General features: G+C 42.5%; 27 protein-coding genes. 21 read left to right on the forward strand and 6 right to left on the reverse strand.

Annotated elements, in window-relative coordinates:
* Window positions 1–48 precede the first annotated feature (48 nt).
* From aroF to OU792_RS18665, 8 genes are all read left to right on the forward strand, one after another.
* On the forward strand, window positions 49–1068 hold the full coding sequence (gene aroF, locus OU792_RS04820; RefSeq protein ID WP_222582668.1) for a 3-deoxy-7-phosphoheptulonate synthase: 1020 nt from the start codon (window positions 49–51) through the stop codon (window positions 1066–1068).
* 257 nt (window positions 1069–1325) lie between these two features.
* A complete protein-coding gene (locus OU792_RS04825) occupies window positions 1326–2108 on the forward strand; it encodes a phenylalanine 4-monooxygenase (protein ID WP_274669621.1) in 783 nt (260 codons plus the stop codon).
* Window positions 2109–2198: 90 nt separating this feature from the next.
* Window positions 2199–2795, forward strand: a complete 597-nt coding sequence (gene hisH / locus OU792_RS04830) for an imidazole glycerol phosphate synthase subunit HisH (protein ID WP_274669622.1) — start codon at window positions 2199–2201, stop codon at window positions 2793–2795.
* 149 nt (window positions 2796–2944) lie between these two features.
* Window positions 2945–3664 carry a 1-(5-phosphoribosyl)-5-[(5-phosphoribosylamino)methylideneamino]imidazole-4-carboxamide isomerase gene (hisA, locus tag OU792_RS04835; RefSeq protein ID WP_134200566.1) on the forward strand — a complete coding sequence of 240 codons (720 nt, stop codon included), beginning with the start codon at window positions 2945–2947 and terminating at the stop codon, window positions 3662–3664.
* Between the two features lie 57 nt (window positions 3665–3721).
* Complete coding sequence (hisF, locus tag OU792_RS04840) at window positions 3722–4477, forward strand: imidazole glycerol phosphate synthase subunit HisF (protein WP_134200568.1); 756 nt, start codon at window positions 3722–3724, stop codon at window positions 4475–4477.
* A 186-nt stretch (window positions 4478–4663) separates the two neighbouring features.
* Complete coding sequence (gene hisIE / locus OU792_RS04845; RefSeq protein ID WP_134200570.1) at window positions 4664–5260, forward strand: bifunctional phosphoribosyl-AMP cyclohydrolase/phosphoribosyl-ATP diphosphatase HisIE; 597 nt, start codon at window positions 4664–4666, stop codon at window positions 5258–5260.
* Between the two features lie 56 nt (window positions 5261–5316).
* Window positions 5317–5535, forward strand: coding sequence for a DUF433 domain-containing protein (locus tag OU792_RS04850; protein ID WP_274669623.1), 219 nt, complete (start codon window positions 5317–5319; stop codon window positions 5533–5535).
* Window positions 5536–5537: 2 nt separating this feature from the next.
* A complete protein-coding gene (locus OU792_RS18665; protein WP_353890119.1) occupies window positions 5538–5894 on the forward strand; it encodes a DUF5615 family PIN-like protein in 357 nt (118 codons plus the stop codon).
* A 1-nt stretch (window position 5895) separates the two neighbouring features.
* On the opposite strand, the gene OU792_RS04855 is transcribed toward OU792_RS18665, so the two are convergent.
* The 3 genes from OU792_RS04855 to OU792_RS04865 form a co-directional block, all read right to left on the reverse strand.
* The gene (locus OU792_RS04855; RefSeq protein ID WP_274669624.1) at window positions 5896–7137 is read right to left on the reverse strand and encodes a glutamate-5-semialdehyde dehydrogenase; all 1242 of its coding nucleotides are present in this window, start codon (window positions 7135–7137) and stop codon (window positions 5896–5898) included.
* Window positions 7130–8212 carry a glutamate 5-kinase gene (gene proB, locus OU792_RS04860; RefSeq protein ID WP_274669625.1) on the reverse strand — a complete coding sequence of 361 codons (1083 nt, stop codon included), beginning with the start codon at window positions 8210–8212 and terminating at the stop codon, window positions 7130–7132. Before proB ends, OU792_RS04855 begins: the two co-directional genes overlap by 8 nt.
* 76 nt (window positions 8213–8288) lie before the next feature.
* Window positions 8289–9164, reverse strand: coding sequence for a geranylgeranylglycerol-phosphate geranylgeranyltransferase (locus OU792_RS04865; protein WP_024281643.1), 876 nt, complete (start codon window positions 9162–9164; stop codon window positions 8289–8291).
* Window positions 9165–9297: 133 nt separating this feature from the next.
* Here OU792_RS04865 and OU792_RS04870 point away from each other — a divergent pair, with 133 nt between their 5' ends.
* The gene (locus OU792_RS04870; protein ID WP_274669626.1) at window positions 9298–10677 is read left to right on the forward strand and encodes a Gfo/Idh/MocA family protein; all 1380 of its coding nucleotides are present in this window, start codon (window positions 9298–9300) and stop codon (window positions 10675–10677) included.
* A 3-nt stretch (window positions 10678–10680) separates the two neighbouring features.
* Here OU792_RS04870 and OU792_RS04875 read toward each other — a convergent pair whose 3' ends face one another.
* Complete coding sequence (locus tag OU792_RS04875; RefSeq protein ID WP_274669627.1) at window positions 10681–11430, reverse strand: DeoR/GlpR family DNA-binding transcription regulator; 750 nt, start codon at window positions 11428–11430, stop codon at window positions 10681–10683.
* Between the two features lie 161 nt (window positions 11431–11591).
* Between OU792_RS04875 and OU792_RS04880 the strand changes: the two genes are divergently transcribed.
* The 8 genes from OU792_RS04880 to OU792_RS04915 all read left to right on the forward strand — a co-directional run bounded on the left by OU792_RS04880 (window position 11592) and on the right by OU792_RS04915 (window position 19215).
* Window positions 11592–12275, forward strand: coding sequence for an N-acetylmuramoyl-L-alanine amidase (locus OU792_RS04880; protein WP_274669628.1), 684 nt, complete (start codon window positions 11592–11594; stop codon window positions 12273–12275).
* Between the two features lie 6 nt (window positions 12276–12281).
* A complete protein-coding gene (locus OU792_RS04885) occupies window positions 12282–13913 on the forward strand; it encodes a glycoside hydrolase family 10 protein (RefSeq protein ID WP_274669629.1) in 1632 nt (543 codons plus the stop codon).
* Window positions 13910–14389, forward strand: coding sequence for a GNAT family N-acetyltransferase (locus tag OU792_RS04890; protein ID WP_134200585.1), 480 nt, complete (start codon window positions 13910–13912; stop codon window positions 14387–14389). The genes OU792_RS04885 and OU792_RS04890 overlap by 4 nt, the downstream gene beginning before the upstream one ends.
* Window positions 14386–15651 (forward strand): MFS transporter, encoded by a 1266-nt coding sequence (locus OU792_RS04895; protein WP_134200587.1) that lies wholly within the window; start codon window positions 14386–14388, stop codon window positions 15649–15651. The genes OU792_RS04890 and OU792_RS04895 overlap by 4 nt, the downstream gene beginning before the upstream one ends.
* A 101-nt stretch (window positions 15652–15752) precedes the next feature.
* Complete coding sequence (locus tag OU792_RS04900) at window positions 15753–17252, forward strand: glycoside hydrolase family 3 protein (protein ID WP_134200589.1); 1500 nt, start codon at window positions 15753–15755, stop codon at window positions 17250–17252.
* A 133-nt stretch (window positions 17253–17385) separates the two neighbouring features.
* Window positions 17386–18024, forward strand: coding sequence for a type IV toxin-antitoxin system AbiEi family antitoxin domain-containing protein (locus tag OU792_RS04905; RefSeq protein WP_134200591.1), 639 nt, complete (start codon window positions 17386–17388; stop codon window positions 18022–18024).
* The gene (locus tag OU792_RS04910; RefSeq protein ID WP_274669630.1) at window positions 18021–18842 is read left to right on the forward strand and encodes a nucleotidyl transferase AbiEii/AbiGii toxin family protein; all 822 of its coding nucleotides are present in this window, start codon (window positions 18021–18023) and stop codon (window positions 18840–18842) included. Before OU792_RS04905 ends, OU792_RS04910 begins: the two co-directional genes overlap by 4 nt.
* Before the next feature lie 52 nt (window positions 18843–18894).
* The gene (locus OU792_RS04915) at window positions 18895–19215 is read left to right on the forward strand and encodes a hypothetical protein (protein WP_274669631.1); all 321 of its coding nucleotides are present in this window, start codon (window positions 18895–18897) and stop codon (window positions 19213–19215) included.
* A gap of 233 nt (window positions 19216–19448) precedes the next feature.
* Here the strand turns inward: OU792_RS04915 and OU792_RS04920 are convergent, their stop codons facing one another.
* Complete coding sequence (locus tag OU792_RS04920) at window positions 19449–20051, reverse strand: DUF7010 family protein (protein ID WP_274669632.1); 603 nt, start codon at window positions 20049–20051, stop codon at window positions 19449–19451.
* 141 nt (window positions 20052–20192) lie between these two features.
* Between OU792_RS04920 and OU792_RS04925 the strand changes: the two genes are divergently transcribed.
* The 4 genes from OU792_RS04925 (at window position 20193) to OU792_RS04940 (ending at window position 23040) form a co-directional block, all read left to right on the forward strand.
* Window positions 20193–20693, forward strand: a complete 501-nt coding sequence (locus OU792_RS04925) for an RNA polymerase sigma factor (RefSeq protein ID WP_274669633.1) — start codon at window positions 20193–20195, stop codon at window positions 20691–20693.
* Window positions 20680–21255, forward strand: coding sequence for a hypothetical protein (locus OU792_RS04930; RefSeq protein ID WP_274669634.1), 576 nt, complete (start codon window positions 20680–20682; stop codon window positions 21253–21255). Before OU792_RS04925 ends, OU792_RS04930 begins: the two co-directional genes overlap by 14 nt.
* Before the next feature lie 63 nt (window positions 21256–21318).
* On the forward strand, window positions 21319–22716 hold the full coding sequence (locus tag OU792_RS04935) for a trypsin-like peptidase domain-containing protein (protein ID WP_274669635.1): 1398 nt from the start codon (window positions 21319–21321) through the stop codon (window positions 22714–22716).
* 99 nt (window positions 22717–22815) lie between these two features.
* The gene (locus tag OU792_RS04940; protein WP_259415047.1) at window positions 22816–23040 is read left to right on the forward strand and encodes a VF530 family protein; all 225 of its coding nucleotides are present in this window, start codon (window positions 22816–22818) and stop codon (window positions 23038–23040) included.
* A 109-nt stretch (window positions 23041–23149) separates the two neighbouring features.
* Here the strand turns inward: OU792_RS04940 and dnaN are convergent, their stop codons facing one another.
* Window positions 23150–24274: a DNA polymerase III subunit beta gene (dnaN, locus tag OU792_RS04945; RefSeq protein WP_274669636.1), complete on the reverse strand. Its 1125-nt coding sequence runs from the start codon at window positions 24272–24274 to the stop codon at window positions 23150–23152.
* Window positions 24275–24328 lie beyond the last annotated feature (54 nt).

The raw sequence follows: 24328 nt of genomic DNA on the forward strand, positions 1-24328 counted from the left end.
AAGAGTTGGGAAGACTCGTAATTCGTATTTCGTAAATCGCACATAAAAATGATTATTCAACTACAACCCGATATTTCTTCCAAGCAAAAGGAAACCTTGATCGATAAGGTCAACGGAATCGGCTATAAAACTACAGAGGTCAAGACTCAATTGGGGGATTACCTGATCGGTATTGGCAAGAAAGATTTTGATATCCGTAAAATCGGCCAACTCGATGGCATCCGGGATATACATATTGTCTCTGATGAATACAAACTGGTTTCCAAAAAATGGAAGGCCAAACCAACTTCCATCGACTTGGGCGACGGGGTATTTATCAAGGATGGAGAAATGGCGATCATCACAGGTCCCTGTTCCATCGAGTCGGAAGAGCAGATTCGAAATGTGGTCGCTCATTGCGTCGAAAACGGAATCCGAATGATGCGTGGTGGTGTATTCAAGCCAAGAACTTCTCCTTATGCTTTCCGAGGTATGGGTATTGATGGACTCAAGCTTTGGCACTCAATAGCCTCCGAGGCTGGTATCAAAATAGTCACCGAAGTGATGCAGACCTCCCAAATCGAAGAGATGTATCCTTATGTAGACATTTATCAGGTAGGGGCTAGAAACTCCCAAAATTTCAACCTGCTCGATGAACTCGGTAAAGTGGATAAAGCCGTAATGATCAAACGGGGTATTTCTGGTACGATAGAAGAATTGCTTCAGTCTGCTGAGTATGTTTTCTCTGGAGGAAATGAAAAACTGATTCTCTGTGAGCGAGGAATTAGAACTTACGAAAAGGCATCAAGAAACACCTTGGATCTGAATGCGATTCCGATTTTGAAAGCCAAATCTCATCTTCCTGTGATTGTGGATCCTTCTCATGGTATTGGTATTCGCTCTTATGTGCCACAGATGGCCTTAGCCGGTGTGATGGCTGGAGCTGATGGAGTTATCTATGAATCCCATGAGATTCCGGAAAAAGCATACTCAGACGGACAGCAAACCTTGGATTTTGCCCAAAGTGCCAGATTAGCTAATTGGATTCGGGAGAGTTTCGCAATGAGAAAGGGATTTGAGTTGTTGTAAAAGCACTTGCTTTGTAAACCTCCTATTGAGTATCTTAGTAGCAAATTAGATTATGAGTCCAACTCCAAGAACTTATATTCATCATTCCCACTATCCGCTTCAATGAAGGAATGGGATAAGTATGGTTTCTTGCGAACGATATTAAAGCCTATTCCAATTGCGGGATGGGCTTTTTTCGTTTTAAAGCCCATGGATGATAGGTAAACAAAACCCAAGCGAGAATTAAAAGTTAGATAAGTATAAACCCAAATAGAAATATGACTGATAAACCGAAAAACTGGATCTTTAGCGACCCCCGATTGCAGGACCTCAGGCAGGACTATGAGGCATACACGGCGGAAGATTTTAAGGTATGGAAGATTCTCTATGAGCGACAAATGCCTAACCTCCCAAAAGCAGCCTCTCAGGCTTATTTGGACGGGGTGGAGATTGTAAAATTCACTGCTGATCGCATTGCTAATTTTGAGGAACTCAATAAGATTTTGAAGGAAACTACAGGATGGGCTGTGCAAGTTGTGCCGGGCTTGATCGATGATGATTTGTTCTTTGGCTTGCTAAACAACCGAAGATTTCCTTCTTCCACCTGGTTGCGAAAAATGGAGCAGTTGGATTATCTCGAGGAGCCGGATATGTTCCATGATGCCTTTGCCCATATGCCTATGTTGACCAATCAGCCTTATGTGGACTTTTTGGAGAAGCTTTCAGGTATTGCCTTGAAGCATATCGATGATCCCTGGGCGATTCAGTTGCTCAGCCGCATTTATTGGTTTACAATTGAGTTTGGTTTGATCCGGGAGAATGGAGAGTTGCGCATATATGGAGCAGGGATTTTGAGCTCTAAAGGTGAAACCAAATTCTCTCTCTCTGATGAGCCTGCTCATTATCCTTATGACGTGAAAAGAATCATGAATCAGGAGTATTGGAAGAATAAATTCCAAGATAAATACTTCGTGATCGAAAGTTATGAGCAACTTTACAACTCCATACCGGAAATAGAAGCGGTTTTGGAGGAAATGTTAACGAAAGAAACAAGAAGCTAGAATCAATAAGCAAGGAATTTGTCCGGTGTCCGGTGTCAGATGACCGATAGGGCATCCGGCATCGGACACCGTGCATCGGACTTTATTAAAATGAATATAGCCGTAATCAAATACAACTCCGGCAACGTGCAGTCGGTATTGTATGCGCTGGAGCGATTGGGAGCAGATGCTGAGCTAACCGATGACCCTGAGAAAATATTAAATGCCGATAAGGTTATTTTTCCTGGTCAGGGAGAAGCCAGTACCGCAATGACTTATCTCAAAGCCAGAAAACTAGATCAGTTGATTCGGGAAATTAAGCAACCCTTTTTAGGTGTTTGTTTGGGTTTGCAATTACTTTGCGAGCATTCAGAGGAGAATAATACGGAATGCTTGGGGATTTTTCCGGTGAAAGTAAAACGCTTTATCCCTGAAAACTCTCAGGAATTCAAGGTCCCCCACATTGGCTGGAATGAGTTGGAGAATCTGGCTGATAATGTCCTTCTAAAGGATCTTCCTGACCCAAAATTTCTCTATTATGTGCATAGCTACTATGCGGAATTGAGTGATGCTACGATTGCTAGCACGCATTATATTCATGATTTTACAGCTATTCTTCATCGGGATAATTATTGGGCGATTCAAGCCCATCCTGAGAAAAGCAGTACTGTGGGGGAGAAGTTGCTTTCCAACTTCTTAGGCATTTAATTAGGCTTCGACTCCGCTCAGCCTGACAAGGATTCCGGTCAGGTCGAGCGCCTGTCTGACGATAGGCAGGGAGCCTAAACCTTTATAATTATCCAAACTATTAAAAAAAGGTGTCCAGATTCTTGAATCTTGGCTCTTGTATCTAAAATATGTTTATCATTCCCGCCATAGACCTAATAGATGGTAAGTGTGTTCGTCTCAGTCAAGGCGATTACAGCAGCAAAAAAGAATATCACGACGATCCCGTTGAAATGGCCAAGCGTTTCGAAGACGCGGGCATCCAAAGACTTCACTTAGTAGATTTGGATGGTGCCAAAGCCAAACGCATCGTCAATGATCAGGTGCTATTGGATATCACTCAGAAAACCAGTTTGAAAGTGGATTTTGGAGGAGGAGTTCAAAGTGAAGAAGAGATCGAAAAAGCCTTTTACCTTGGTGCATCTCAGGTGACGGGAGGTTCCGTAGCGGTAAAAAAGCCTGACATGTTCAAATCTTGGTTGATTACCTACGGTCCGGAAAAACTTATCTTGGGAGCTGATGCTAAAGACCGCAAGATTGCTATTCATGGTTGGGAGGAGACCACCGAACAAGAGCTGATTTCTTTCATAAAGTCCTATTTCCAACTGGGAGTTCGCTATGTGATCTGCACAGATGTGGCTAAAGACGGTTTGCTACAAGGTCCATCAGTGGAATTGTATCAAGAAATCATGGAAGAGATTCCTGATCTAAAATTGATAGCTAGTGGAGGAGTATCCTCAGTCAAGGATTTAGAAGAATTGGAGAAAATTGGGGTCTATGGAGCCATTGTTGGAAAAGCTTATTATGAAGGAAAGGTGAGTTTAGAGGAACTAGCAAAATTTAATCGATAGGCCAACTTTGGAACTTAATTTTCCAATCTTTCAATTTTAAAATTTTCCAATCCGAAAATGTTAACCAAAAGAATCATCCCCTGCCTCGATATCAAAGACGGTCGCACCGTCAAGGGTGTCAACTTTGTACAATTGCGGGATGCAGGTGATCCGGTAGAACTAGCCAAAGTCTACTCAGATGAAGGAGCAGACGAACTGGTCTTTTTGGATATCACTGCTACGGTAGATAAGCGAAAAACCCTGGCTGAATTGGTGACTAAGGTTGCCAGGGCGATCAATATTCCCTTTACTGTCGGAGGAGGAATTTCCACAGTGGAAGATGTGAAGGTTTTGCTAAATGCTGGTGCAGATAAAATCTCCATTAATTCGGCAGCGGTCAAAAATCCAGGTGTGATTGATGAAATGGCTCGGGAGTTCGGTTCGCAGTGCATCGTGGTCGCCATCGATACCCGGGATGTGGATGGAACAGACTATGTACATACGCATGGGGGAAGGAAGCCAACCCTTTTGCAAACGCAGAAATGGGCAAAGGAAGTAGCAGATCGAGGAGCAGGTGAAATTCTACTTACTTCCATGGATCATGATGGTACGAAGGCAGGCTTTGCAAATGAAATCACCGCTGAGATTTCGTCAGCGCTTTCTATTCCTGTGATTGCATCAGGAGGAGCGGGTACCATGCCTCATTTCAAAGATGTGTTTACCTTTGGAAAAGCAGATGCTGCTTTGGCAGCGAGTATTTTCCACTTTAAAGAAATTCCTATTCCTGGATTGAAAAGTTATTTGATTGGGGAGGGAATATCGATTAGAAAGTAACCCTTGAGGTTTTTTAGACCTCGAAGTTTTAAATAGTTATGTGAGAAATACAATCGAAATACGTTGAAATGTGGCCCGTTAAAACGGGCCGAAATATTGGATTTACTCTTTCCGTTTTTATTTCACCCTGACTTGTCAGGGTATATTTCTACAGTATTTCCACTGTGTTTCAAATAAAAAGAAAACATGAACATCGACTTTTCAAAAATGAACGGCCTTATTCCCGCCATCGTACAAGATGCTGTTTCAGGCAAAGTCTTGATGCAGGGATATATGAATGAGGAAGCTTTGGAGAAAACAAAGGAATCCGGCATGGTGACTTTTTTCTCGCGAAGTAAAAATAGGCTATGGACCAAAGGGGAAACTTCAGGGAATTTTTTGGAGTTGGTTTCGATTGCGGGAGATTGTGACGGGGATTCCATTTTAGTAAAAGCAAATCCTCGTGGACCTGTCTGTCATACTGGCTCTGATACTTGCTGGGATGAAGAAAATTCGTCCAAGACAGGCTTTATCGATCAACTGAGAGCAATCATCAAGGATAGAAAAAATAATCCATCGGACAAGTCTTACACGGCTTCGCTGTTTGCCAAAGGTATCAACAAGGTCGCTCAGAAAGTAGGAGAGGAAGCGGTAGAAATCGTCATCGAAGCCAAGGATGACAATAAGGAATTGTTTTTGGGTGAGGCTGCAGATCTACTTTTTCACTATCTCGTCCTTTTGGAGGCCAAAGGATATGAATTGGATGAGGTGATGGAGGTGCTGATTGATCGGCACAAAAAGTAAGGAAACTTACTGGGTAGATTTATTCGTTAAAATAATCTAAGTCAGTATATTAGAATATGAATTCTTTCAAAAGGATAACGATAGATCCCGAAATTTGTCACGGAAAGCCGACGATTCGTGGAATGCGTTGGCCCGTAGAAGTCTTGCTGGATTTGCTGGCTTCTGGGATGTCTATTGAAGAAATTTTAGAAGATCATCCAGAACTTGAAAAAGAAGATATTTTTGAGGCTATCAAATTTGCCAGAGCTTCTCTTTCAGGAGTTTTGAATGGATAGGGATGAGATTTTTATGCGATGTCCATATCTCTTTTAAGCTTGTAAAATTTTTGAGTGAAAAAGGATTTGAGACCATCCACGTCAATAATATTCTAAATGGATATCGATCTAAGGATTCAGAAATTTCAGAGTACTGTGATGATTTTGATTTTATTCTCATTTCCAAAGATTCTGATTTTAGACATAGCTACCTTTTGAAAAAAGTTCCAAAAAAACTTCTTTGGATTACTTTGGGAAATATTTCAAATAAGGATCTAATAGAGGTTATTGACAACTGTTTAAAACCACTGGAAAACCTAGAATCAAGACCAAATTTCATGATGGAAATTAGAGGAACAACAAATTATCTAGTCTATTAGATTATTTCCTCACCTGCCCATTTCCCCTTATTACCCACTTATAGCTAGTTAATTCCCTCAAAGCCATCGGACCACGTGCATGCAGTTTTTGGGTGGAAATTCCGATCTCAGCACCAAGTCCAAACTGAGCCCCATCAGTAAAAGCCGTGGAAGCATTGGAATAGACAGCTGCGGCATCTACTTCCAAAAGGAATCGCCGTATGTTTTCCTGACTCTCTGAAACAATTGCCTCAGAATGTTTGGAAGAAAATGTCGAAATATGAGCAATCGCCTCCTCCAGGCTGTCCACTGTTTTGATAGCCAATTGCAAACTCAAAAACTCGGTTCCAAAATGCTCTGGCATCGCTTTTTGTATCAATTCATGATTTTCCAAGTTGCTAAAAGCCTGCTCATCTGCATAGATTTTTACTTCACTTTCCAACAAAGGCTGAATCAACTCATTCAAATTTTTTAATTGACTTTGATGGACAATCAAGCAATCCAAGGAATTGCATACACTCGGTCTTCGGGTTTTGGCATTGTGAATAATTGCCTTGGCTTTCTCCAAATCGGCAGTTTCATCTACATAGGTATGGACGATCCCCGCACCTGTCTCAATGACCGGAACTTTGGCATGCTCTCGCACAAAATTGATCAGGCCTTGAGAGCCTCGAGGAATGATGACATCCACATAATCCACCGCCTCCAAAAGGGCCTTGGTAGCTTTCCGATCTGCTGGCAGCAGTTGGAAAGCTTCAGTAGGAATTCCATTCTTCTCTAAAACTTCATGAATGACAGAGATGATTGCCCTATTGGAATAATCCGCGTCCGAACCTCCTTTCAAAATCAAGCCATTTCCGGATTTCAAAGCAATGGAAAATACATCAAATGTAACGTTAGGTCTAGCCTCATAGATGATTCCTAAAACCCCCAAAGGCACCGTGACTTTTTCCAAATACAATCCGTTGGGAAGTAGCTTTTCTTCCAATTTCAAATGCAATGGTGAAGGGAGTAGACTAACCTGTCTGATCTCCTCAGCGATTCCCTCAAGTCTAGCAGGTGTTAGCAATAAGCGATCATACATAGGATTGTCTGAATCCATCCGCTCTAGGTCTTTCTGATTTTCTGCCAAAATAAAATCAGCCTGCTTTACCGCCACTTCTGCTAATTCGGTAAGCAATTTTTGTACCTGCTCTTCCGAAATAGCAATGAGTTTTCGGGACTTGTTTTTGACAGATTGGAAAATATCATTGTAATCAGTCATGGTCAAATAAGTATAAGTAATCGTAGTGGATTAGGGCTTTTTGGTTCTTTTGACCAAGCTTTTCAACCGCTGATTTGGATGAATACTCGGCTCTTCCTAAGCCTATCTTTATTCCTTTTTCATCCCGAATCAGCAAAATGTCACCTTTGGAGAATTCACCCTCTATCCGAGTGACTCCGACGGGAAGGAGGCTGCGAATGACAGCTGAAGTTAATGAAGCTTTGGCTCCCTCGTTGATAAAGACTTCTCCTTTATAGTATTGAGCGCCATGGGCTAGCCATTTTTTCGGAGCTTGTTTTTTCTTTTTCGGTTCAAAATGGGTGCAGGCAAGTTTCCCTGAAAGATATTCCTCCAAAACCCCATCTCGCTTCCCATTCGCAATGATGACATTGATTCCCAAGTCGGCAGATTTTTTTGCGGTAGAAAACTTGGTCAGCATACCACCTCTTCCAAAGGAGGATTTGGCAGCGGAGATGTATTCAGAGAGGTCTTTGGTATCAGAGGAAACCCATTCGATGAGTTTTGAATCTGGGTCTGCAGGGTTTCCGGTGAAAATGCCATCTACATTGGAAAGAAGAATCAGACTGTCGGCATTGACCATGGCCGCTGTTAAACTAGCGAGTTCATCATTGTCTGTAAACATCAACTCCGTGATCGTAACCGTATCGTTTTCATTGACGATCGGAAGAATGTTTTGCTGCATCAGCCCTTCCATGCAGTTCTTCATGTTCAGAAAATGCTTTCGATCCCTAAAATCCTCCTTGGTCACCAAGATTTGGGCTACTGATTGTCCCTGTATTTGGAAAAGCCGCTGATAAGCCTCGATCAGATGAACCTGACCGGTAGCTGCCCAAATTTGGCGCTTGCTGATTGGGTTAAGTTTTTCTGGAATAGTTACCGCCTGTCTACCAAAAGCCACCGCACCGGAGCTTACCAGCACAAGTTTGTTTCCGGCTTTCAAAAGCTGCATAATTTGACCGACCAAATGCTCCATTCTGCCAAGATCGGGCAGGCCATCTGCTTGAGTCAGTACATTTGAGCCGATTTTAATGACTAGGGTGCTGGGATGCTTCATTGATGAAGAATTTTTATAAAAATATCCCGAATGTTGTGGAATTGCTAAAATTTAGCCGATTACTCGTTTTTTCACTTTACAAAAAACCCATACTTAGGGTGCCGACAAGCATCAGGATTTTTGCAAAAGTACTCAACTCGGTAAAGTGTGCTTTGCGATCCGAAACGTAAACTTTCCGCATAAACCAGATGAAAAAGAAGCCTAAAATCCCGAAATAGTAGAATAGTTCTGGCTTGTTGAGCTCTATAGTCACAATGCTGATCGCAGATACAAAGCAGATGGCAATAATGAAAATTACTTGCTTGGTCTTTCGGAATCCCAGTACGATAGGAAGCGTTTGGCAGCCATGCTTTCTGTCCCCATCCCGGTCTTCGATGTCCTTGATGATTTCGCGGATAAGGTTGAGAAAAAAGGCGAAAATGGCATAAGTAAAGACTAACAGCTCATTTTTTTGATAATAAAAGGCTACCAAATAGACCGAGAGTCCTGTGAGGAAAGCCACCGTGAGATTGCCGATGAAAGGTTTTCTTTTGAGTTGGTTACTGTATAGCCAAAGAAGAAAGGCTGCGATGAAGTTGACTAGGCCTATTCTAGGCGCAACCAACACTCCAAGCCCAATACCGGTAAAATTGAAAATGGTATGCAGAAATATGACCACTCGTCTCTTGATGCCTTTTCCGACGATGACCTCATTGGGACGATTGACATAGTCAATTTTGACATCGTAATAATCATTGATCATGTAGCCTGCAGCAGTAATGATCAAGGTGGACAGAATCAAAATATACAGCTTGAAGTCCTCCAATACAGGAAGTCCTGTCTGACTAGTTTCCACCAGGAAATAGGCCGTCATCAGCTGTGTGAATGCCACCAGCAGTAAATTGATAGGTCTGCTGATTCGCAGTAAACTGCTGATGGAGATGTTTCGCTCAATGGTGGCGTTTTGATTCATATTCAAACATACTAAATTAGGGCATCCGAGGTTTAAGGAAATATTTTTTTGCTTAATGAAATCGATTCCGATTAAAGATTCTGTAAACAATCCGAGATTAATTAAATTAATCTTTTAAACTCAAACCCAAAATATGATGGACCCAAAAGACGCCCAATCCAGAAGAGACTTTATTGCCTTGACAGGAGGACTACTTGCCGGAAGCATGTTTGTTCATCCTGTAGCTGAAGCGCTTTCACTTTTTGAAAAGGAAAAAAAGAATCAAAAGATGCGATTGGCGCTGGTAGGAACAGGGATACGGGGAACTACCATGTTTGGAAGAGATGTGGTCAGGGTCTATGGTGAACTAGTGGAGTTTGTCGGCTTGTGTGATATCAATGAAGGGCGCTTGCGATATGGAAGGGAATTTATCGGGGTAGATTGTCCGGTATTTACAGATGGTGATCAGATGATTAAAGAGACCAAGCCGGATGTGTTGATTGTCACCACCATGGACAGCACCCATCATGAGTATATTATCAAAGGATTGGAAAATGGGATTCATGTCATTTCCGAAAAACCCATGACCACTGATGAGTTTAAGTGCCAGGCGATTTTGGATGCAGAGCGGAAATCAGGCAAGAAGTTGATCGTTACCTTTAACTACCGCTATTCTCCTCATAGGCAGCGAATGTATGAGATCCTTCGAGCAGGAGATATTGGAGAGTTGACATCAGTAGACTTTCACTGGTATCTCGATGTGTACCATGGAGCCGATTATTTCAGAAGGTGGCATCGCAGAAAAGAATTTGGAGGGTCGCTATTGGTGCATAAATCAACACACCATTTCGATTTGTTGAATTGGTGGATAGATTCAGATCCCGAGGAAGTTTTTGCTTTCGGAGAGTTGGAATTTTATGGAAAAAATGGACCATTCCGAGGAAAAAATTGTCGTAGCTGTCCGCACAAAGATAATTGTGACTTCTTCTGGGACATTACCAGAAATGAGCATTTGAAAAAGCTTTATGTGGATAATGCTCAATATGATGGCTATGATCGAGATGGATGTGTATTCCGCGAGGACGTGGATATCTACGATAAAATGGCCGTGCAAATCAAGTATAAAAATAAGGTTCAGGTTAGTTACTCCCTGACCACCTATTCGCCTTATGAAGGCTACCGCATCGCATTTAATGGGACGAAAGGTCGGCTCGAGGCATGGATCAAAGAAAGACAGCCTTGGGAGGAAAAAGCCGAAGATGTGCTTTACCTGACAACCAACTTTGGGGAGCGAAAGGAGGTAGTCATACCCCACGGAGGTGGAGGTCATGGTGGAGGCGATACCCGTCTCAAGGATAAGCTTTTCAAAGATCCTGAAATGGCTGATCCTTGGCGTCAATCGGCTGGAAGTCGAGATGGAGCCATGTCAATTTTGGTAGGTATCGCAGCTCGAAATAGCATCGAATCCAAGAAGCCAGTCAAAATAGCTGACTTGACTGACATTGAGCTAAAAGAAAGTGGGAGAGGTGTCTAGGCTCTAAACGATCTTCAGATGAAAAGGTCGGAAAGCGTCGAGCTTGGAATCCATCGGATCCAATTCGGTCACCAAGGTGTTAACTTCCGTTAGGCTGCAGGTCCGGTATTTTTGAACACTATGCAACTTATCCGATACGGATAGGATAATCGTCCTTTTGGCAGCTTGAATCATCGCCTGCTTCACCTGGATGACTTCCCAGTCAAATTCTGTGAGTCCTGCCTCAGCGTCTAAATAGCCGGTGCCTAGAATGCAAAGGTCTACTTTGAGTCGATTGAGCGCATTGACTACTGTGCCTCCAATGGCAAATTTTGATTCGTGCTGTAGCTTTCCGCCCAAAAAGAAAACTTCTACTTCCGGCAACTCTAAAAGCTGTACAGCGATATGCAAACTGGGCGTAAAGACTGTCAATGGAAATTTCCTGGGGATCATCTTTGCCACCTCCAAATTGGTTGTACCTCCGCTCATCAGGATGACTTGACCTTCGGAAAGTAATGAAACGGTCTTTTCGGCAATTTTAATCTTTTTAGAAAGGAGATAAGTATTTCCATCTTCTTTGGAAAAATTCATGAAGCCAAATGATGTGGCTCCACCATGGACCTTTTTTAGCTTTTTTTCCTTGTCGAGTTCTTTGACATCTCGACGAACGGTATCGATAGAGACTTCGAGTGCTTCTGCGAGGTCATTGAGCAAAACTCTGTGATGAAGATGTACTTGGTCGAGAATGAACTTTTGCCGTTCTTCTTTAAGCATTTTGGGTTGATTGTTTTTGGAAGCTAATCAAAACAGCAAAAACTTGCAAAAAATCCGGCATTTTAGATGTGCTTTGCAAAAAATTGCGGGATTTTCTTCTCAATCCTGCAAATTTCTAGGTAGTTTAGCTATCGAGTACTATTCAAAATTTGACCCAAAATATGAAGAAGCACCAAACTCACCCTTTCATCTTTAGCCTACTGATACCATTACTTTTTCTCTCCTGTAAATCCCAACAGGAGGCTACTTTTCGAATCATTGATAAGCCGATAACTTGGAATGCTGAGCGCGAGCAGCTTTCCATTCAATACTTAAAAGACCGTCACGGATTGGAAAAAGCTCAGGCCACTATCGAGCCCCAAATGGTCGTAGTCCATTGGACAGCTATCGACAATGTAGAGGTGACATTCGATGTTTTTGATTCCCCGACTTTGGGAGGAAGGGAAGATCTGACAAGTGCCGGCAATCTGAATGTATCAAGTCAGTTTTTGATAGATCGGGATGGAACGATTTTTCGGCTTTTGCCCGATACCACCTTTGCCCGACACACTATTGGGTTGAATTATTGCGCTGTGGGGATAGAAAATGTGGGAGGACCTGACGCTCCTTTGACTTCTGCCCAGCTTCGTGCAAACGAGGAATTGATTCGCTATCTCCGCAAAAAATACCCGGCCATTGACTACGTAATCGGGCATCATGAATACCAACTTTTCCAGGACACTCCACTGTGGAAGGAGGCCGACCCAGATTACCGCACTGTGAAAACTGATCCAGGAGATGAGTTTATGGAGAAGCTTCGCAAAAACCTTTCAGACCTTGGATTAAAACCACTTCCTCAACTGTAATTTTTAATGAAGGTCAATTCAAAATTTGTTTTTGCGCTGTTACTAGTATCCATTTTCGCTTGTAAATCTCAACAGGAGTTTTCGCAAGACCGACAAGATATCAAAACAGATACCCCTGAGGTAAAGGATGAAGAAGTGCCGACTAGACCTCTGCCTGATTCCCCCGTTTTGCTCCAACCACTTTCTTTTGAGATGCCGGAAATTCCACGTGAATTCAGAGGCGTTTGGATTGCTACGGTAGTTAATATTGATTGGCCAGAGTCTGGAACGGACAGTTGGTCTAAGCAGAAAGAGGATTTTCTCGCCCTATTAGATCACTACAAGAATTTAAATTTCAATGCCGTGATTGTGCAGGTACGAGCTGCGGGAGATGCTTTTTACCCGAGCCGGTATGCGCCTTGGTCTCGATATTTGACAGGAAAGGAAGGCCTAGCACCTCAAACTTCAGAGAATCCATTGACTTGGATGATCAAAGCGGCACATGATAGGGGCTTAGAATTTCATGCATGGCTCAATCCTTACCGCGCGACTTTTGATGATAAAACAGAAACCTTGAGTCAGGAACATGATTTTTTCCAACATCCCGATTGGATGCTCAAGTACGGCACCAAATACTATTACAACCCTGGCTTGCCTGAGGTGAAGGAGAAGCTTTTGGCAGTCATCAAGGAGTTGGTGGATGGGTATGACATTGACGCTATTCATTTTGATGACTATTTCTATCCTTACAAGGTTCAAAATCAGCAATTTCCAGATCAAAAGACTTTTGAAAAATATAAAAAGCCAGGTCAGTCTATTGAAGACTGGAGAAGGGAAAACGTCAATTCTTTGATCCAGGCTATTCATCAAACCGTGAAAACAAGCAAGCCTTGGGTGCAATTTGGGATTTCTCCCTTTGGAGTGTGGCGAAATCAGGACAGAGATCCTAGAGGCTCTCCAACCCGAGCTGGACAAACTAACTACGATGACTTGTATGCAGACCCTTTGACTTGGATGCAAAACGGTTGGATTGATTACCTCATTCCCCAGCTGTACTGGAGTATGGACTATGAGTTGGCTAGCTATCGCAAACTCAATGACTGGTGGGCTGCCAATAGCTATCAAACCAATGTTTATATCGGTAACGGGCCCTACAAGATTCGCGATAATGCAGACATTGCCTGGGATAATCCCAAAGAGATCAATAATCAAGTTCAATACACGCGAACGCTTATGGAGATTCAGGGGAATGCCTTTTTCTCTGCAAAGTCTCTTTTCTCCAAAAATCAGGATGTCTCCAACTTGCTCAAACAAGAACTCTATGATAGTCCGACCCTACCACCGGCTTTCGAACCTACTGAGCCAGTCTTGATTGAAACGCCTCAGGTTTTACAAGTAGAAGCAAATAGAGACTGGACGAAGGTATCACTCGAAAAGCCTCTAGACCCTGCCATTCGCTATGCCATGGTGCAGGGAGCAGATGAGCTAAACACCCTCGCTGAAGCTGAAATTCACACAGTTTGGGTCGGGGGTCAACGTGCAAGGGCGCTGGAAGTGAGTAGTTTAAATACCAATTATCTCGCGATCAGATGGATTGATCATTTTGGTAGAATCGTTCAAACTCAGGTATTTCAAACCCCCAAAAAAATAAAGCCATGAAGGATATGCTCGTTCGTTTGATAGATTTGCCTTCTTCACTAGACATAGAGAATAGGCTTTCCACAAAAGAGGGAATCATTTTTCGGAGGGCCATAGCTCCAGAAAAGGCATTGGTTTGTGATTGGGTGATGGAGCAGTTTGGCGCCTACTGGAAGTCGGAAGTAGAAGTTGCATTTAGTAGACAGCCGGTAAGTTGCTGGATAGCCCAGCGGGGAAATGAGATTTTGGGTTTTGCTTGCTATGAGTCTACAGCCAAGAATTTTTTCGGCCCAACAGGTACTCTAGAGTCCGAGCGCGGGAAAGGAATAGGAAAAGTTCTACTGATTAAATCCTTGGAATCGCTTCGGGAATTGGGTTATGTCTACGCGATAATCGGGGGAGTGGGGCCGGCAGAATTTTATGAAAAGGCTGTAGGAGCAAAAATCATCGATAGCTCAGAAGTCAGTATTTACCAGCATTTACTAAAAAAATCATGACCCAAAATTCTAGCAAGAACCCATGGATTTGGGTGCCCTCTCTGTATTTGACCGAATCTGTCCCGTATGTCATTATCATTACAGTCTCGGTGATTATGTACAAAAGCTTGGGGGTTTCTAATTCCGATATCGGACTTTACACCTCTTTTCTTTACTTACCTTGGGTGATCAAACCCATTTGGAGTCCAATTTTGGAGCTTTTTGGAAATAAAAAGCAGTGGTTTCTGAGTATGCAGTTTATACTTTCCCTGGCATTCCTAGGAGTAGGTCTAACCACCGGATTGAATCAGTTTTTTGTAATTACACTCGCTTTCTTTTGGATGGGAGCTTTCGCTTCCGCCACTAATGATATTGCTTCAGACGGCCTGTACCTGATTGCCTTGAAACCTGATCAGCAGAGTTTTTTCGTAGGGATGCGAAGCACCTTTTACCGGGTAGGAATGATTACCGGACAGGGGCTGATTGTCATAGCAGCAGGCTATTTGGAGGAGACGTTTGGAGATCCAACGCAAGCTTGGTCTTGGACGATGATTGGTGTCGGAGGACTCATGTTGTTACTCACGGTCATAAATTTCCTATCCACACCCAATGTGATCGAGAGGCGGGTAGAAAAGGCAGATCGGCCAAGTTTTGGGGAGGTATTTAGCACCTTTTTTACGAAGAAGAATATTGGCCTTTCACTGGCTTTCGTGCTTTTTTATCGCTTGGGTGAATCACAATTAGTGAAGATGGCCTCACCATTCTTTTTGGATGATCGATCGGAAGGTGGTCTAGGCCTGACTGTTTCTGAAGTAGGTTTTCTATACGGGACCCTCGGCGTGATTGCTTTGTTGGTTGGTGGGATTGTTGGCGGAATTGTGATTTCCCGGCATGGCTTGGGTCGATGGATGATACCCATGGCGATTGCGATCAATGCTCCGAACTTGGGTTACGTTTTACTCTCTTGGCAGCAGCCTGAAAGCTTTTATTTCCCGGCAATTGTTGTTTTGATTGAGCAGTTGGGCTACGGCTTTGGATTTGCTGCCTACATGGTCTTTTTGATTTATCTGGCCGAGGGTCTTTTCAAAACTGCACATTATGCTTTGGCTACTGGATTTATGGCTTTGGGAATGATGATTCCGGGGATGATTTCGGGTTACATGCAGGAGTGGCTAAATTATCCCGGATTCTTCCTTTGGGTGGTAATCGCCACGATTCCGAGCTTTGTAATGGCCTATCTGGTGAAGTATCCGAGGGAGTTTGGGAAGAAGTTAGAAAGCTGAATCTTCGACATTCGATGTTCAGCGTTCGATATTCGACATTTTAATAATGAACATTGAACACCGAATGTTGAATAACGAAGTGTCTAAAGAATAATTATTACATGAACAAACATCAAAAAATCGCTCAATGCTTTTCTCCTGCTGCTTTTATCCATGATTCCGAGGAAAATTATCTGGCTATAGAAAAATTGATTCAGGAGCAGGAAATTGGTGGACTGACTTTTTTTCACAGCCGTCATTCTGCTGCAGCAAATTTCGAAAAACGGGCGGAATCACTAGACACTGAAGATACTTTTGAAAAATTAATCGGATTGATCAATCGCTATCAAGCCCTTTCAAGAATCCCTTTATTGATCAGCATAGACGGGGAATATGGTTTGGCCATGCGAATCGAAAAAACACCTCAGTATCCCTTTGCCATCACCTTGGGCGCATTAAAAAAAGATCCTGAAAAATGGGTTGAGGAAGTCGGCTATCGCATGGGAATGGACATGAAGCGTTCGGGAATTCATCTCAATTTGGCTCCCTGTGCTGACGTCAATACCAACCCCAATAATCCGGTGATCGGCTATCGCTCTTTTGGAGATGATCCAGAGAAAGTTGCCAAACTTTCCTTCGCTGCTTACACGGGTATGAAAAAAGCAGGGATTGGAGCTTGTTTGAAACACTTCCCAGGACATGGGGATACAGCGGTTGATTCTCATTTGGGTTTACCAATCTTGGAGAAAACCAAAGCAGAACTTGAAGCTGAAGAACTGTTTCCCTTTCAATACGGAATCGACCGAGGGGTGGAAATGATTATGGTTGGACATTTGGCAGTGCCTGCACTGACCGGAGGAAAAGATATTCCTGCAAGTATCAGCCGAGCGTTAATTACCGATTTGTTAAAGGAAGAAATGGGTTTTCAAGGCCTCGTTATCTCCGATGCGCTGAATATGAAAGCAGTGGCCAATATGTATCCCGAACCCGGAGAGCTTGAATGGCAGGCCTTCCATGCCGGAAATGATATTCTGTGCTTTTCGGATCATGTGAAAGAGGGAATTGAAACAATCAGTCAGAAGGCCTCTGATGAACATGTCGAGGTGGTTTTTCAAAAAATCATGGACTTGAAAAAGCGCTTGGGCGTGCTGGACTTTAAGCCTATTGAAGTACCAACTTTTGATTGGGAGAGCCATTCCCAACTGCAAAAGGAGCTGGCGGAAAATTACGTTTCTGTCATTTCAGGTGAGATAAAATCTGCTGAACTTCAAGCCTTGGCAAGAGAAGGAAAGCTGGGTTTTCAAGAATTTTTCACCCAAGATTCCAGCCGCTTTTCTCAGGATATCAAACTTGAATTTTCTCCAATTGAACAGTTCGAAAAAGTAATTATCGCCGTATTTGTACCCAGCCACAAGCCATTAAACCAGTTTGGAATGGATCAAGAGGTATTGGATGAGATCAAGGAATTAGCAAAAAGCAAACCTTGTATTTTGGTTCATTTTGGTAATCCTTTGGCGCTAAAGCACCTTGGAAAACTGGAGGGTTTTGAAGCAGTGGTGTGTGGATATCAGGGATTTGAGGAAACACAGGAAGTGATGGCAAAAACTCTCCAAGGGCTCTAGGTCCCTTGGAGGATATAAGTCCAGGTTACGAAGGTAATTCGTGCTATCGATGTAAATTTACAATTGACTCAAAATTGTAATTTTTTCATACCTAATTCGGAATATTTCCGAATTATATCTATATTTTTGACATATGAATGAACTTTTGGCGCTAAAAGGATTAGGAAACTTTCCCTTGGCTACTTCGGCAATTTTACCACTACTTAGAGATTACCGTAGGCCCTACGATAAAATCAACTATTGGGTAAAGTCTGGGGATTTGGTACAGATCAAAAAAGGGCTTTATGTCTTGGGAAAGCGAATTTCGGATCTCGTCCCTCACCCCTTTCTCCTAGCCAACCAACTCTACGGCCCAAGTTATATCTCATTGGAATCCGCCCTCTCATTCCATGGACTTATTCCCGAACGGGTCTATCAGACAAGTTCAGTCACCACAAGACCTAGTAAAACTTTCCAAACTGATCTTGGAGTATTTGATTACATCCATGTAAAACCCAGCTATTTCTCACTTGGACTCAGTAATCTAGGGAATCCAAAATCAGGATTCTTTATAATCGCCAAACCAGAAAAGGCAATTTGGGATAAGATAGTCTTTACTTCGGGTATCTTGTTTCGAAGCAAAATAGATGTTGCCCGATTTCTAGAAGATGACCTTCGAATCAACCTAAGCGACCTTACCCAATTTGACTTGGAAGAAATGAAATCTTGGATTCCCTTTTCACCCAAAAAATCGAGTTTATCCCTTTTTACCCAAACCCTCGAACAGCCATGATTACCAAATGGATCGAGGAATACAATCCCAAAAGCGAGGAGCAACTACTGGGTGCCCTTCGGGAAATCATGCAGGAGGTAGCTTTGGCTGGACTTTATAGGGCTGGATTTTTCAAAATAGCTGCCTTTTACGGAGGGACATGTTTAAGGATTTTTTATGAATTGCCACGCTTCTCGGAGGATTTGGATTTTTCTCTTTTGGAGAAAACAAGGGAATTCTCCATTAATTCCTACTTACCCTATTTGATTGAAGAATTTGAAGCTTTGGGAATGCAGGTTTCGATAAGGGAAAAACCAAAGTCGATCAATTCACAAATTGAATCAGCCTTCCTTAAGGCTGAAACCAATTGGAAAGAATTGATCCTGGAACAAACTGCTTTTCCCTTACCTGTCACCAAACCCACCCTAAAAATCAAACTGGAAGTAGATACTTTTCCTCCACTTTCATTTCAGACAGAAAATAAACTGCTTCTCAGGCCTTTCTCTTTTTATGTAAATAGCTTCAAAATCGAAGACTTGTTTGCAGGAAAAATGCATGCCTTACTCTTTAGGCAATGGAAATCCAGAGTAAAAGGAAGAGACTGGTTTGACTTAGAATGGTATATCCGACATGGTCATGCTATCCATCTTCAACACTTCTCTGTGAGGGCTATGGAATCAGGACATCTTAAGCAGGAAGCTTCATTAAAGGATCTTCAAATTCTACTTTCAGAAAAAATCGAATCACTAAATTTCGAACAGGCAAAAGAAGATATCATCCGGTTTATACCTGATCCAAAAGCGGTTGAGATTTGGTCGAGATCCTTCAACGTCCTTTGAGGTTAAATTAATCCCTTCTACTACTTCAGTACTTGCAGAAATTTCAGTAAAAATGTGGGGAGATAATCAAACCTTCGTTTTTCAAGAACGCACTGAGAATATCCTATCCTTTGCTCCAATACGACCAAATAATGTAGTTGGTCAAATACTCAGCCCTAACTACTTACGTTTCGAAATCACCCCAGAGGGCCATGGCGAACATGAACTGGTAGCAGGAAGGGATTTCCCCTCAGACAGTCCTGTTCGAAGGATTATATTACGAGGAGATACCATGGGAAACGATATAAGTGATGATAGAGACTGTTCTGATGACGCAGAAATAATCCTCATTGAATTTAACCCTATCCTTTTGAAGTCGAATAGGGTATGGTAAAAGAATGGAAAATTATAAATTCCATTTAATGCTTTTTAGAAATCGGCTTTTCCAGATAGCCGATAATTGAGATAACGCCTGAAAAACAAGGCTAATACCTCTTCAAGTTCTAGTAACTTAACGGATGCAATCTAAATGGTCTTAATTCATCAATTTTTAAAAAACTTCAGGATTTCAAATCCTGAACAGCTGAGTTTTTGTTGCCAATTCAAATCCATAAGGTTTTTGAAACCTCAAAGGATTGCTGCCTGATTACCTTGCTGGATTTTTAATCGATAATCCCTCACCAATCCCAGCCCCAAAATCCCCAAACAGCCCGATACAAAAGCAGGGATCAGCCCGATCATTTCGGGGAAGTAAATGGAAAGGGTCCACGATCCAAATGGGATCAGCCCGGCAAAAAACCCAAACCAATTGGTCTTATAATACCAAGCATAGGGAAAGAAATGCGCTCCGGTGATGATGGCATAACCCAAAGCAAAATATTCGGGTTTATTTCCCAAAAGGATAAAGAGAAAAGGGAAATAGAATAGCTGCCCAATATTGAAAATCAAGCCGACTTTATTCAGAGGATTTCCCTCCACATTCCAAACCGTTTTCATGATTTTCCCGAAGACCCATGCCAGTGGGAGCATTAGTCCAGAAATAGAAAAAGTGAGAATACTCTGATGTCTAATACTTATTTCGGAATTCCAGATAAATGCAATCCCCGCCCAAATCAAGGCAGCAGCAAAAATAAAATTGATTCCATTCTTACACCGTATGCTAAGTTCGGTTCTCCATTCGTCAAGCAATTCTAATTGGTGTGCGTTCAAGGTAGATGCAGTCGTTTTCATTTTTTATATTTTTGATTTAGAGCAGACTTGTCTCAAATTGTTACAGCATTCTTTCAATTTTTCTCTACTCCAAAAAAATATTCCCGATTTTGTAACAATACCCAAAAAGCATACTCTAATTGTTAGCTATCGAAAAAAGCCTTGAGCAGCAGCGAAGAAGAAAAACTATTCAAAACCCGATTTGAAGAACACAAGGATGCAGTCTTCCGGCTTTGCTTGGGCTACTTCAGGCAAGACAGAGCCGTGGCTGAGGACGCCTTACAGGAAACCTTCGTCAAAGCTTGGATTCACAGAAAGCAATTTCGGGAGGAAGCGAATTGGCAAACCTGGATTTACCGAATTGCGGTAAATACCTGCTTGCTTCAGTTAAAAAAAGAAAAGAAAGAAGCCCAAAAAGCAATGGAATTAGCGATTCAACCTCAGTCGGAATATGATCCTGAAAAGGAGCAACAGATCCAACGCATGTATGCCTGCATTGATCAGCTCAGTCCTCAAAATCGACTACTCATATTGATGGTATTGGAGGGCATCCCTTACGCGACTATTGAAGAAACATTAGGCCTGAGTTCGGAAAATCTTCGCGTCAAAATTCATCGAATTAAAAAACAACTTTATCCCTGTATCAGCCATGGAAACACTTGATCCCCTTCAGTCGATTTATAATTCGCAAGTGAAAAAGTCTCCCATCTTACAGGCAGACCAAGTACTGAGTTTGGCTAAGTCAGCTCTCAAAAAGCTGAAAAGAGACCAATATTGGACCATAGGAATCTTATCGACCACGCTGCTTGTCTTAGCTTTCTTTTTCTATGAAATTGGCCAGTTTGGAGATTGGATATTGATCAATGGACTTTCGCTAATGCTTGGCTCCCTAGGGATTCGGGTATTCTTGGAGTTGTGGAGCCGCCTTCAGTTACGTCAGCTCCAACCTCATCAGGTTATGTCTGTTTTTGTGGAAAAAGTCCGCCGATACTATGAAAACCGGAAGCGAATTCAATTTGTATGGACTCCTATCATTTATCTGACCTATGGTATCGGACTTTGCTTCTTTTTGATTGCCATCCAACCCCACCTCTCTTTCGCTTTCTTTGTGTATTGCCTGATCACCGGGATCGGGTTTTGGCTCGGATTTATTTGGGTGATCCGAAAAAGCTATCAAAAAGAGCGAGGCCTTATCGAACAGCTTTCTGAAATCACAGAAGAATAGGTTTTGGGCCAGTTATACGAAAAAACCTTCCTATATTGATACTGGTGGCTTTTTTCTGAGTAAATGACTACAACCAACCCTAGTTTTAATAATATTGCCCGCCGAATGATGAGCGGCGTTGTTCAGATTCTTGTCGAGGGCTACATCGAGGAGGATATTCAATCCATCCTGAATCCATCTGTAAAAATTCCAGGAATTTGGTCAGGCTCGGGATTTTTTGTGAAATACCAGGATCTTGAGGGCTACATCGTCACGAATGCCCATGTAGTTCGGAATGCAGTCAAAATCGAAATCAGCTCCATGCTCACCAGTGAGGAACGATTCGAGGCGGAGCTAGTCGGTTTGGTCAAACAACTGGAACCTGATGTTGCACTGATCAGGCTTAGCGAGAAAGAGCTGCAACGTTTCAAGAAACTGGCGATTCAACCGATCGAATATCTTGAATTACGGGAAGGCACTAACCCATCCCGGGGAGAAATGATCAAAGCGATTGGCTATCCCTTGGGGATGGTAGAACCCAATATTACCGGTGGAGAAATCACAAATTTTATATCAGGTTCTGAGTTCAGTTCGGAGCGGTTTGTCACCAATGCTGCCATCAATCCAGGGAATTCAGGGGGCCCAAGCATCACGGAAGATGGGAAAGTAATCGGACTCAACACCGCGGTGATAGTCAATGCCGAAAACATTGGCTTTATCACTCCTGCCAGCTTTATAAAAATAATTATCGACAACCTTATTTTATTGAGTGAACCTCAGTTTGCAGGGATAGGAGGGAAATTGCAAAAAAATGCAGAAAACTTTAACCCCTATTTAAATCAAACACAAGCCAAAGGTGTCATCGTCTCCAAGGTCCTCGCCAATGGCTTTTTGGATGCAGCGAAAATTCAAGCCAAAGACGTCATTCTCTCGATCAATAAGGCCGAATTTGACCGTCATGGAATCGTTATCGGAAAGGAAGGTTTGTACCGACACAAAAACATTTTTGATGTGATGAAACTGGTACCGATAGGCGAGGAAGTAACGATCAACTATCTGAGAAATGGAAAAGTCCATCAATCCAAGGCTCGGGCAATGCCAAATCCAGAAAAAGGAATCATTTCAAGCCCCATCTTAAATGAACGAGAATATTTGGAAATTTTTGGGATGGTGATCCAGCCCTTGAGTTTTGAAATAATTCAAGCCATACAAGAAGTCGATCCCTTCGCCCAAATTGAGATGCTGAAAATTTTAGATCAGGAGAAACCCGTATTGGTAGTCACCCATATCCATCAAGGTACTCAGGCCGATCAAATGGAATGGCCGCTAGGCGAACTGATACTAAAGGTAAATGAGCAAGAAGTTCACACCCTTTCAGAGTTGAAAAAAGCGCTAAAATCGTTTAAAGAAAAATCCATTTTAATAGAGTGCCAAAGTGGGACAATTGGATATTTCCAGCTTGAGGAAGAAAGTAAAAATTAAATTTTTAATAATAATTTACCCGTTCGCTATGTTATTGGATATCTAGAAAAACAGGGTTTACAATAATTCTTAACTTTAAATTCTCAATTCACTATTCCCTTGGAACATCAACCCAACAATCCCCTTCACGGACTTCGACTCGACACCATTTTGGAGCAATTGGTCGCTCATTATGGATGGGAGGAACTGGGTGAGCGCATCACCATTCGCTGCTTTACCCATGACCCATCGATCAAGTCCAGCTTAAAATTTCTCCGAAAAACCCCTTGGGCCAGAGAGCGGGTAGAAGGCTTGTATCTAAAGATGCTGCGAGATACGAAGTAATCTTTGATCTACCCTCCAAGGGTTTAAAATCCCTTGAAGGGTTATTACTTAATCAACAAAAAAGCCCGAATCAATGATCCGGGCTTCGGTGATTTATGGTTGTGTAAGATTATACATAGTTATTCAACATCACAGGCATCACGAGCATCAAGATGTCCTCATTTTCTTCCTGCTCAGCCGGCAAGATCAATCCTGCTCTATTCGGCGCAGAAAACTTCAAGCTGACTTCTTTACAAGAAAGGTTGTTCAACATTTCCACTAAGAACTTGGCATTGAATCCGATTTCGATATCCTCACCATCGTGTTCGCAGGACAATCTTTCATTCGCCTCATTGGAGAAGTCTAGATCTTCTGCAGAAATCATCAGTTCAGACCCAGTCAATTTCAATCTTACCTGATGCGTGGTCTTGTTGGCATAGATCGCGATACGACGAAGCGAGCTCAACAAATCCTGACGGTCGATGGTCATGATATTTGGGTTGTCCGCAGGAATTACATTTTCATAATCCGGGAATCGCTCGTCAATTAGACGACAGATCATTTTAATCTGACCAAACTTGAAGTAAGCATTGGATTGATTAAACTCCACACTCACGGAGATATTCTCAGATGGAAGCGTAGACTTAAGCAGGTTCAATGCCTTTCTTGGGATAATCAAACTCGCAGGGCTACCAGAAGCAATATCCACTCTTCTATAGCGAACCAGACGATGTCCATCTGTAGCCACAAAGGTGGTATTGGTGTCGCTCAGGTTGATGAAAACCCCGGTCATCGCAGGGCGAAGCTCATCCGAGGAGGTAGCAAAAATGGTGTTGGAAATAGCACTAGCCAAGACTTCAGTGGACATATCCACAGTGGTCGGATTGCTGACGGTAGGGATTTTTGGGAAATCTGTTGCATTCTCACCAGCCAAGCGGTAGCGACCGTTGTCAGAGCTGATTTCAACCGCGTAAGTGTCATGGTCGATGCTGAAAGTTACCGGTTGCTCCGGCAAGTTCTTGAGCGTATCGATCAGAATACGTGCAGGAACAGCAATATTGCCATCTTCCTTAGCCTCTACATGAATTTCGGTGATCATGGAAGTCTGAAGATCCGAAGCTGTGATTGTCAGCATCGAGTCTTTGATTTCGAAAAGAAAATTCTCCAGAATAGGTACTACCGGGTTGGTCGTAACCACACCGTTGATCGCCGAAAGCTGCTTTAAGAGTGCAGAAGAAGAAACAATAAATTTCATATGTAGGGCTTATTTAAAGATTACAATTTTGAATGGGGGTAAATTTATAAATAA

This window comes from Algoriphagus sp. NF (genome assembly GCF_028823735.1).
In the GTDB taxonomy this organism is placed as follows: Bacteria; Bacteroidota; Bacteroidia; order Cytophagales; family Cyclobacteriaceae; genus Algoriphagus; species Algoriphagus marincola.

Coding starts and splice junctions, on each gene's coding strand:
- OU792_RS04900 (WP_134200589.1), top strand. CDS start 15,753: ATGAACAAACATCAAAAAATCGCTCAATGCTTTTCTCCTGCTGCTTTT.
- hisIE (WP_134200570.1), top strand. CDS start 4,664: ATGAACATCGACTTTTCAAAAATGAACGGCCTTATTCCCGCCATCGTA.
- OU792_RS04825 (WP_274669621.1), top strand. CDS start 1,326: ATGACTGATAAACCGAAAAACTGGATCTTTAGCGACCCCCGATTGCAG.
- OU792_RS04855 (WP_274669624.1), bottom strand. CDS start 7,137: ATGACTGATTACAATGATATTTTCCAATCTGTCAAAAACAAGTCCCGA.
- hisA (WP_134200566.1), top strand. CDS start 2,945: ATGTTTATCATTCCCGCCATAGACCTAATAGATGGTAAGTGTGTTCGT.
- OU792_RS04935 (WP_274669635.1), top strand. CDS start 21,319: ATGACTACAACCAACCCTAGTTTTAATAATATTGCCCGCCGAATGATG.
- OU792_RS04870 (WP_274669626.1), top strand. CDS start 9,298: ATGATGGACCCAAAAGACGCCCAATCCAGAAGAGACTTTATTGCCTTG.
- OU792_RS04850 (WP_274669623.1), top strand. CDS start 5,317: ATGAATTCTTTCAAAAGGATAACGATAGATCCCGAAATTTGTCACGGA.
- aroF (WP_222582668.1), top strand. CDS start 49: ATGATTATTCAACTACAACCCGATATTTCTTCCAAGCAAAAGGAAACC.
- OU792_RS04930 (WP_274669634.1), top strand. CDS start 20,680: ATGGAAACACTTGATCCCCTTCAGTCGATTTATAATTCGCAAGTGAAA.
- OU792_RS04865 (WP_024281643.1), bottom strand. CDS start 9,164: ATGAATCAAAACGCCACCATTGAGCGAAACATCTCCATCAGCAGTTTA.
- hisF (WP_134200568.1), top strand. CDS start 3,722: ATGTTAACCAAAAGAATCATCCCCTGCCTCGATATCAAAGACGGTCGC.
- OU792_RS04895 (WP_134200587.1), top strand. CDS start 14,386: ATGACCCAAAATTCTAGCAAGAACCCATGGATTTGGGTGCCCTCTCTG.
- hisH (WP_274669622.1), top strand. CDS start 2,199: ATGAATATAGCCGTAATCAAATACAACTCCGGCAACGTGCAGTCGGTA.
- dnaN (WP_274669636.1), bottom strand. CDS start 24,274: ATGAAATTTATTGTTTCTTCTTCTGCACTCTTAAAGCAGCTTTCGGCG.
- OU792_RS04885 (WP_274669629.1), top strand. CDS start 12,282: ATGAAGGTCAATTCAAAATTTGTTTTTGCGCTGTTACTAGTATCCATT.
- OU792_RS04890 (WP_134200585.1), top strand. CDS start 13,910: ATGAAGGATATGCTCGTTCGTTTGATAGATTTGCCTTCTTCACTAGAC.
- OU792_RS04880 (WP_274669628.1), top strand. CDS start 11,592: ATGAAGAAGCACCAAACTCACCCTTTCATCTTTAGCCTACTGATACCA.
- OU792_RS04910 (WP_274669630.1), top strand. CDS start 18,021: ATGATTACCAAATGGATCGAGGAATACAATCCCAAAAGCGAGGAGCAA.
- OU792_RS04915 (WP_274669631.1), top strand. CDS start 18,895: ATGTGGGGAGATAATCAAACCTTCGTTTTTCAAGAACGCACTGAGAAT.
- OU792_RS04920 (WP_274669632.1), bottom strand. CDS start 20,051: ATGAAAACGACTGCATCTACCTTGAACGCACACCAATTAGAATTGCTT.
- OU792_RS04875 (WP_274669627.1), bottom strand. CDS start 11,430: ATGCTTAAAGAAGAACGGCAAAAGTTCATTCTCGACCAAGTACATCTT.
- OU792_RS18665 (WP_353890119.1), top strand. CDS start 5,538: ATGAGATTTTTATGCGATGTCCATATCTCTTTTAAGCTTGTAAAATTT.
- OU792_RS04905 (WP_134200591.1), top strand. CDS start 17,386: ATGAATGAACTTTTGGCGCTAAAAGGATTAGGAAACTTTCCCTTGGCT.
- proB (WP_274669625.1), bottom strand. CDS start 8,212: ATGAAGCATCCCAGCACCCTAGTCATTAAAATCGGCTCAAATGTACTG.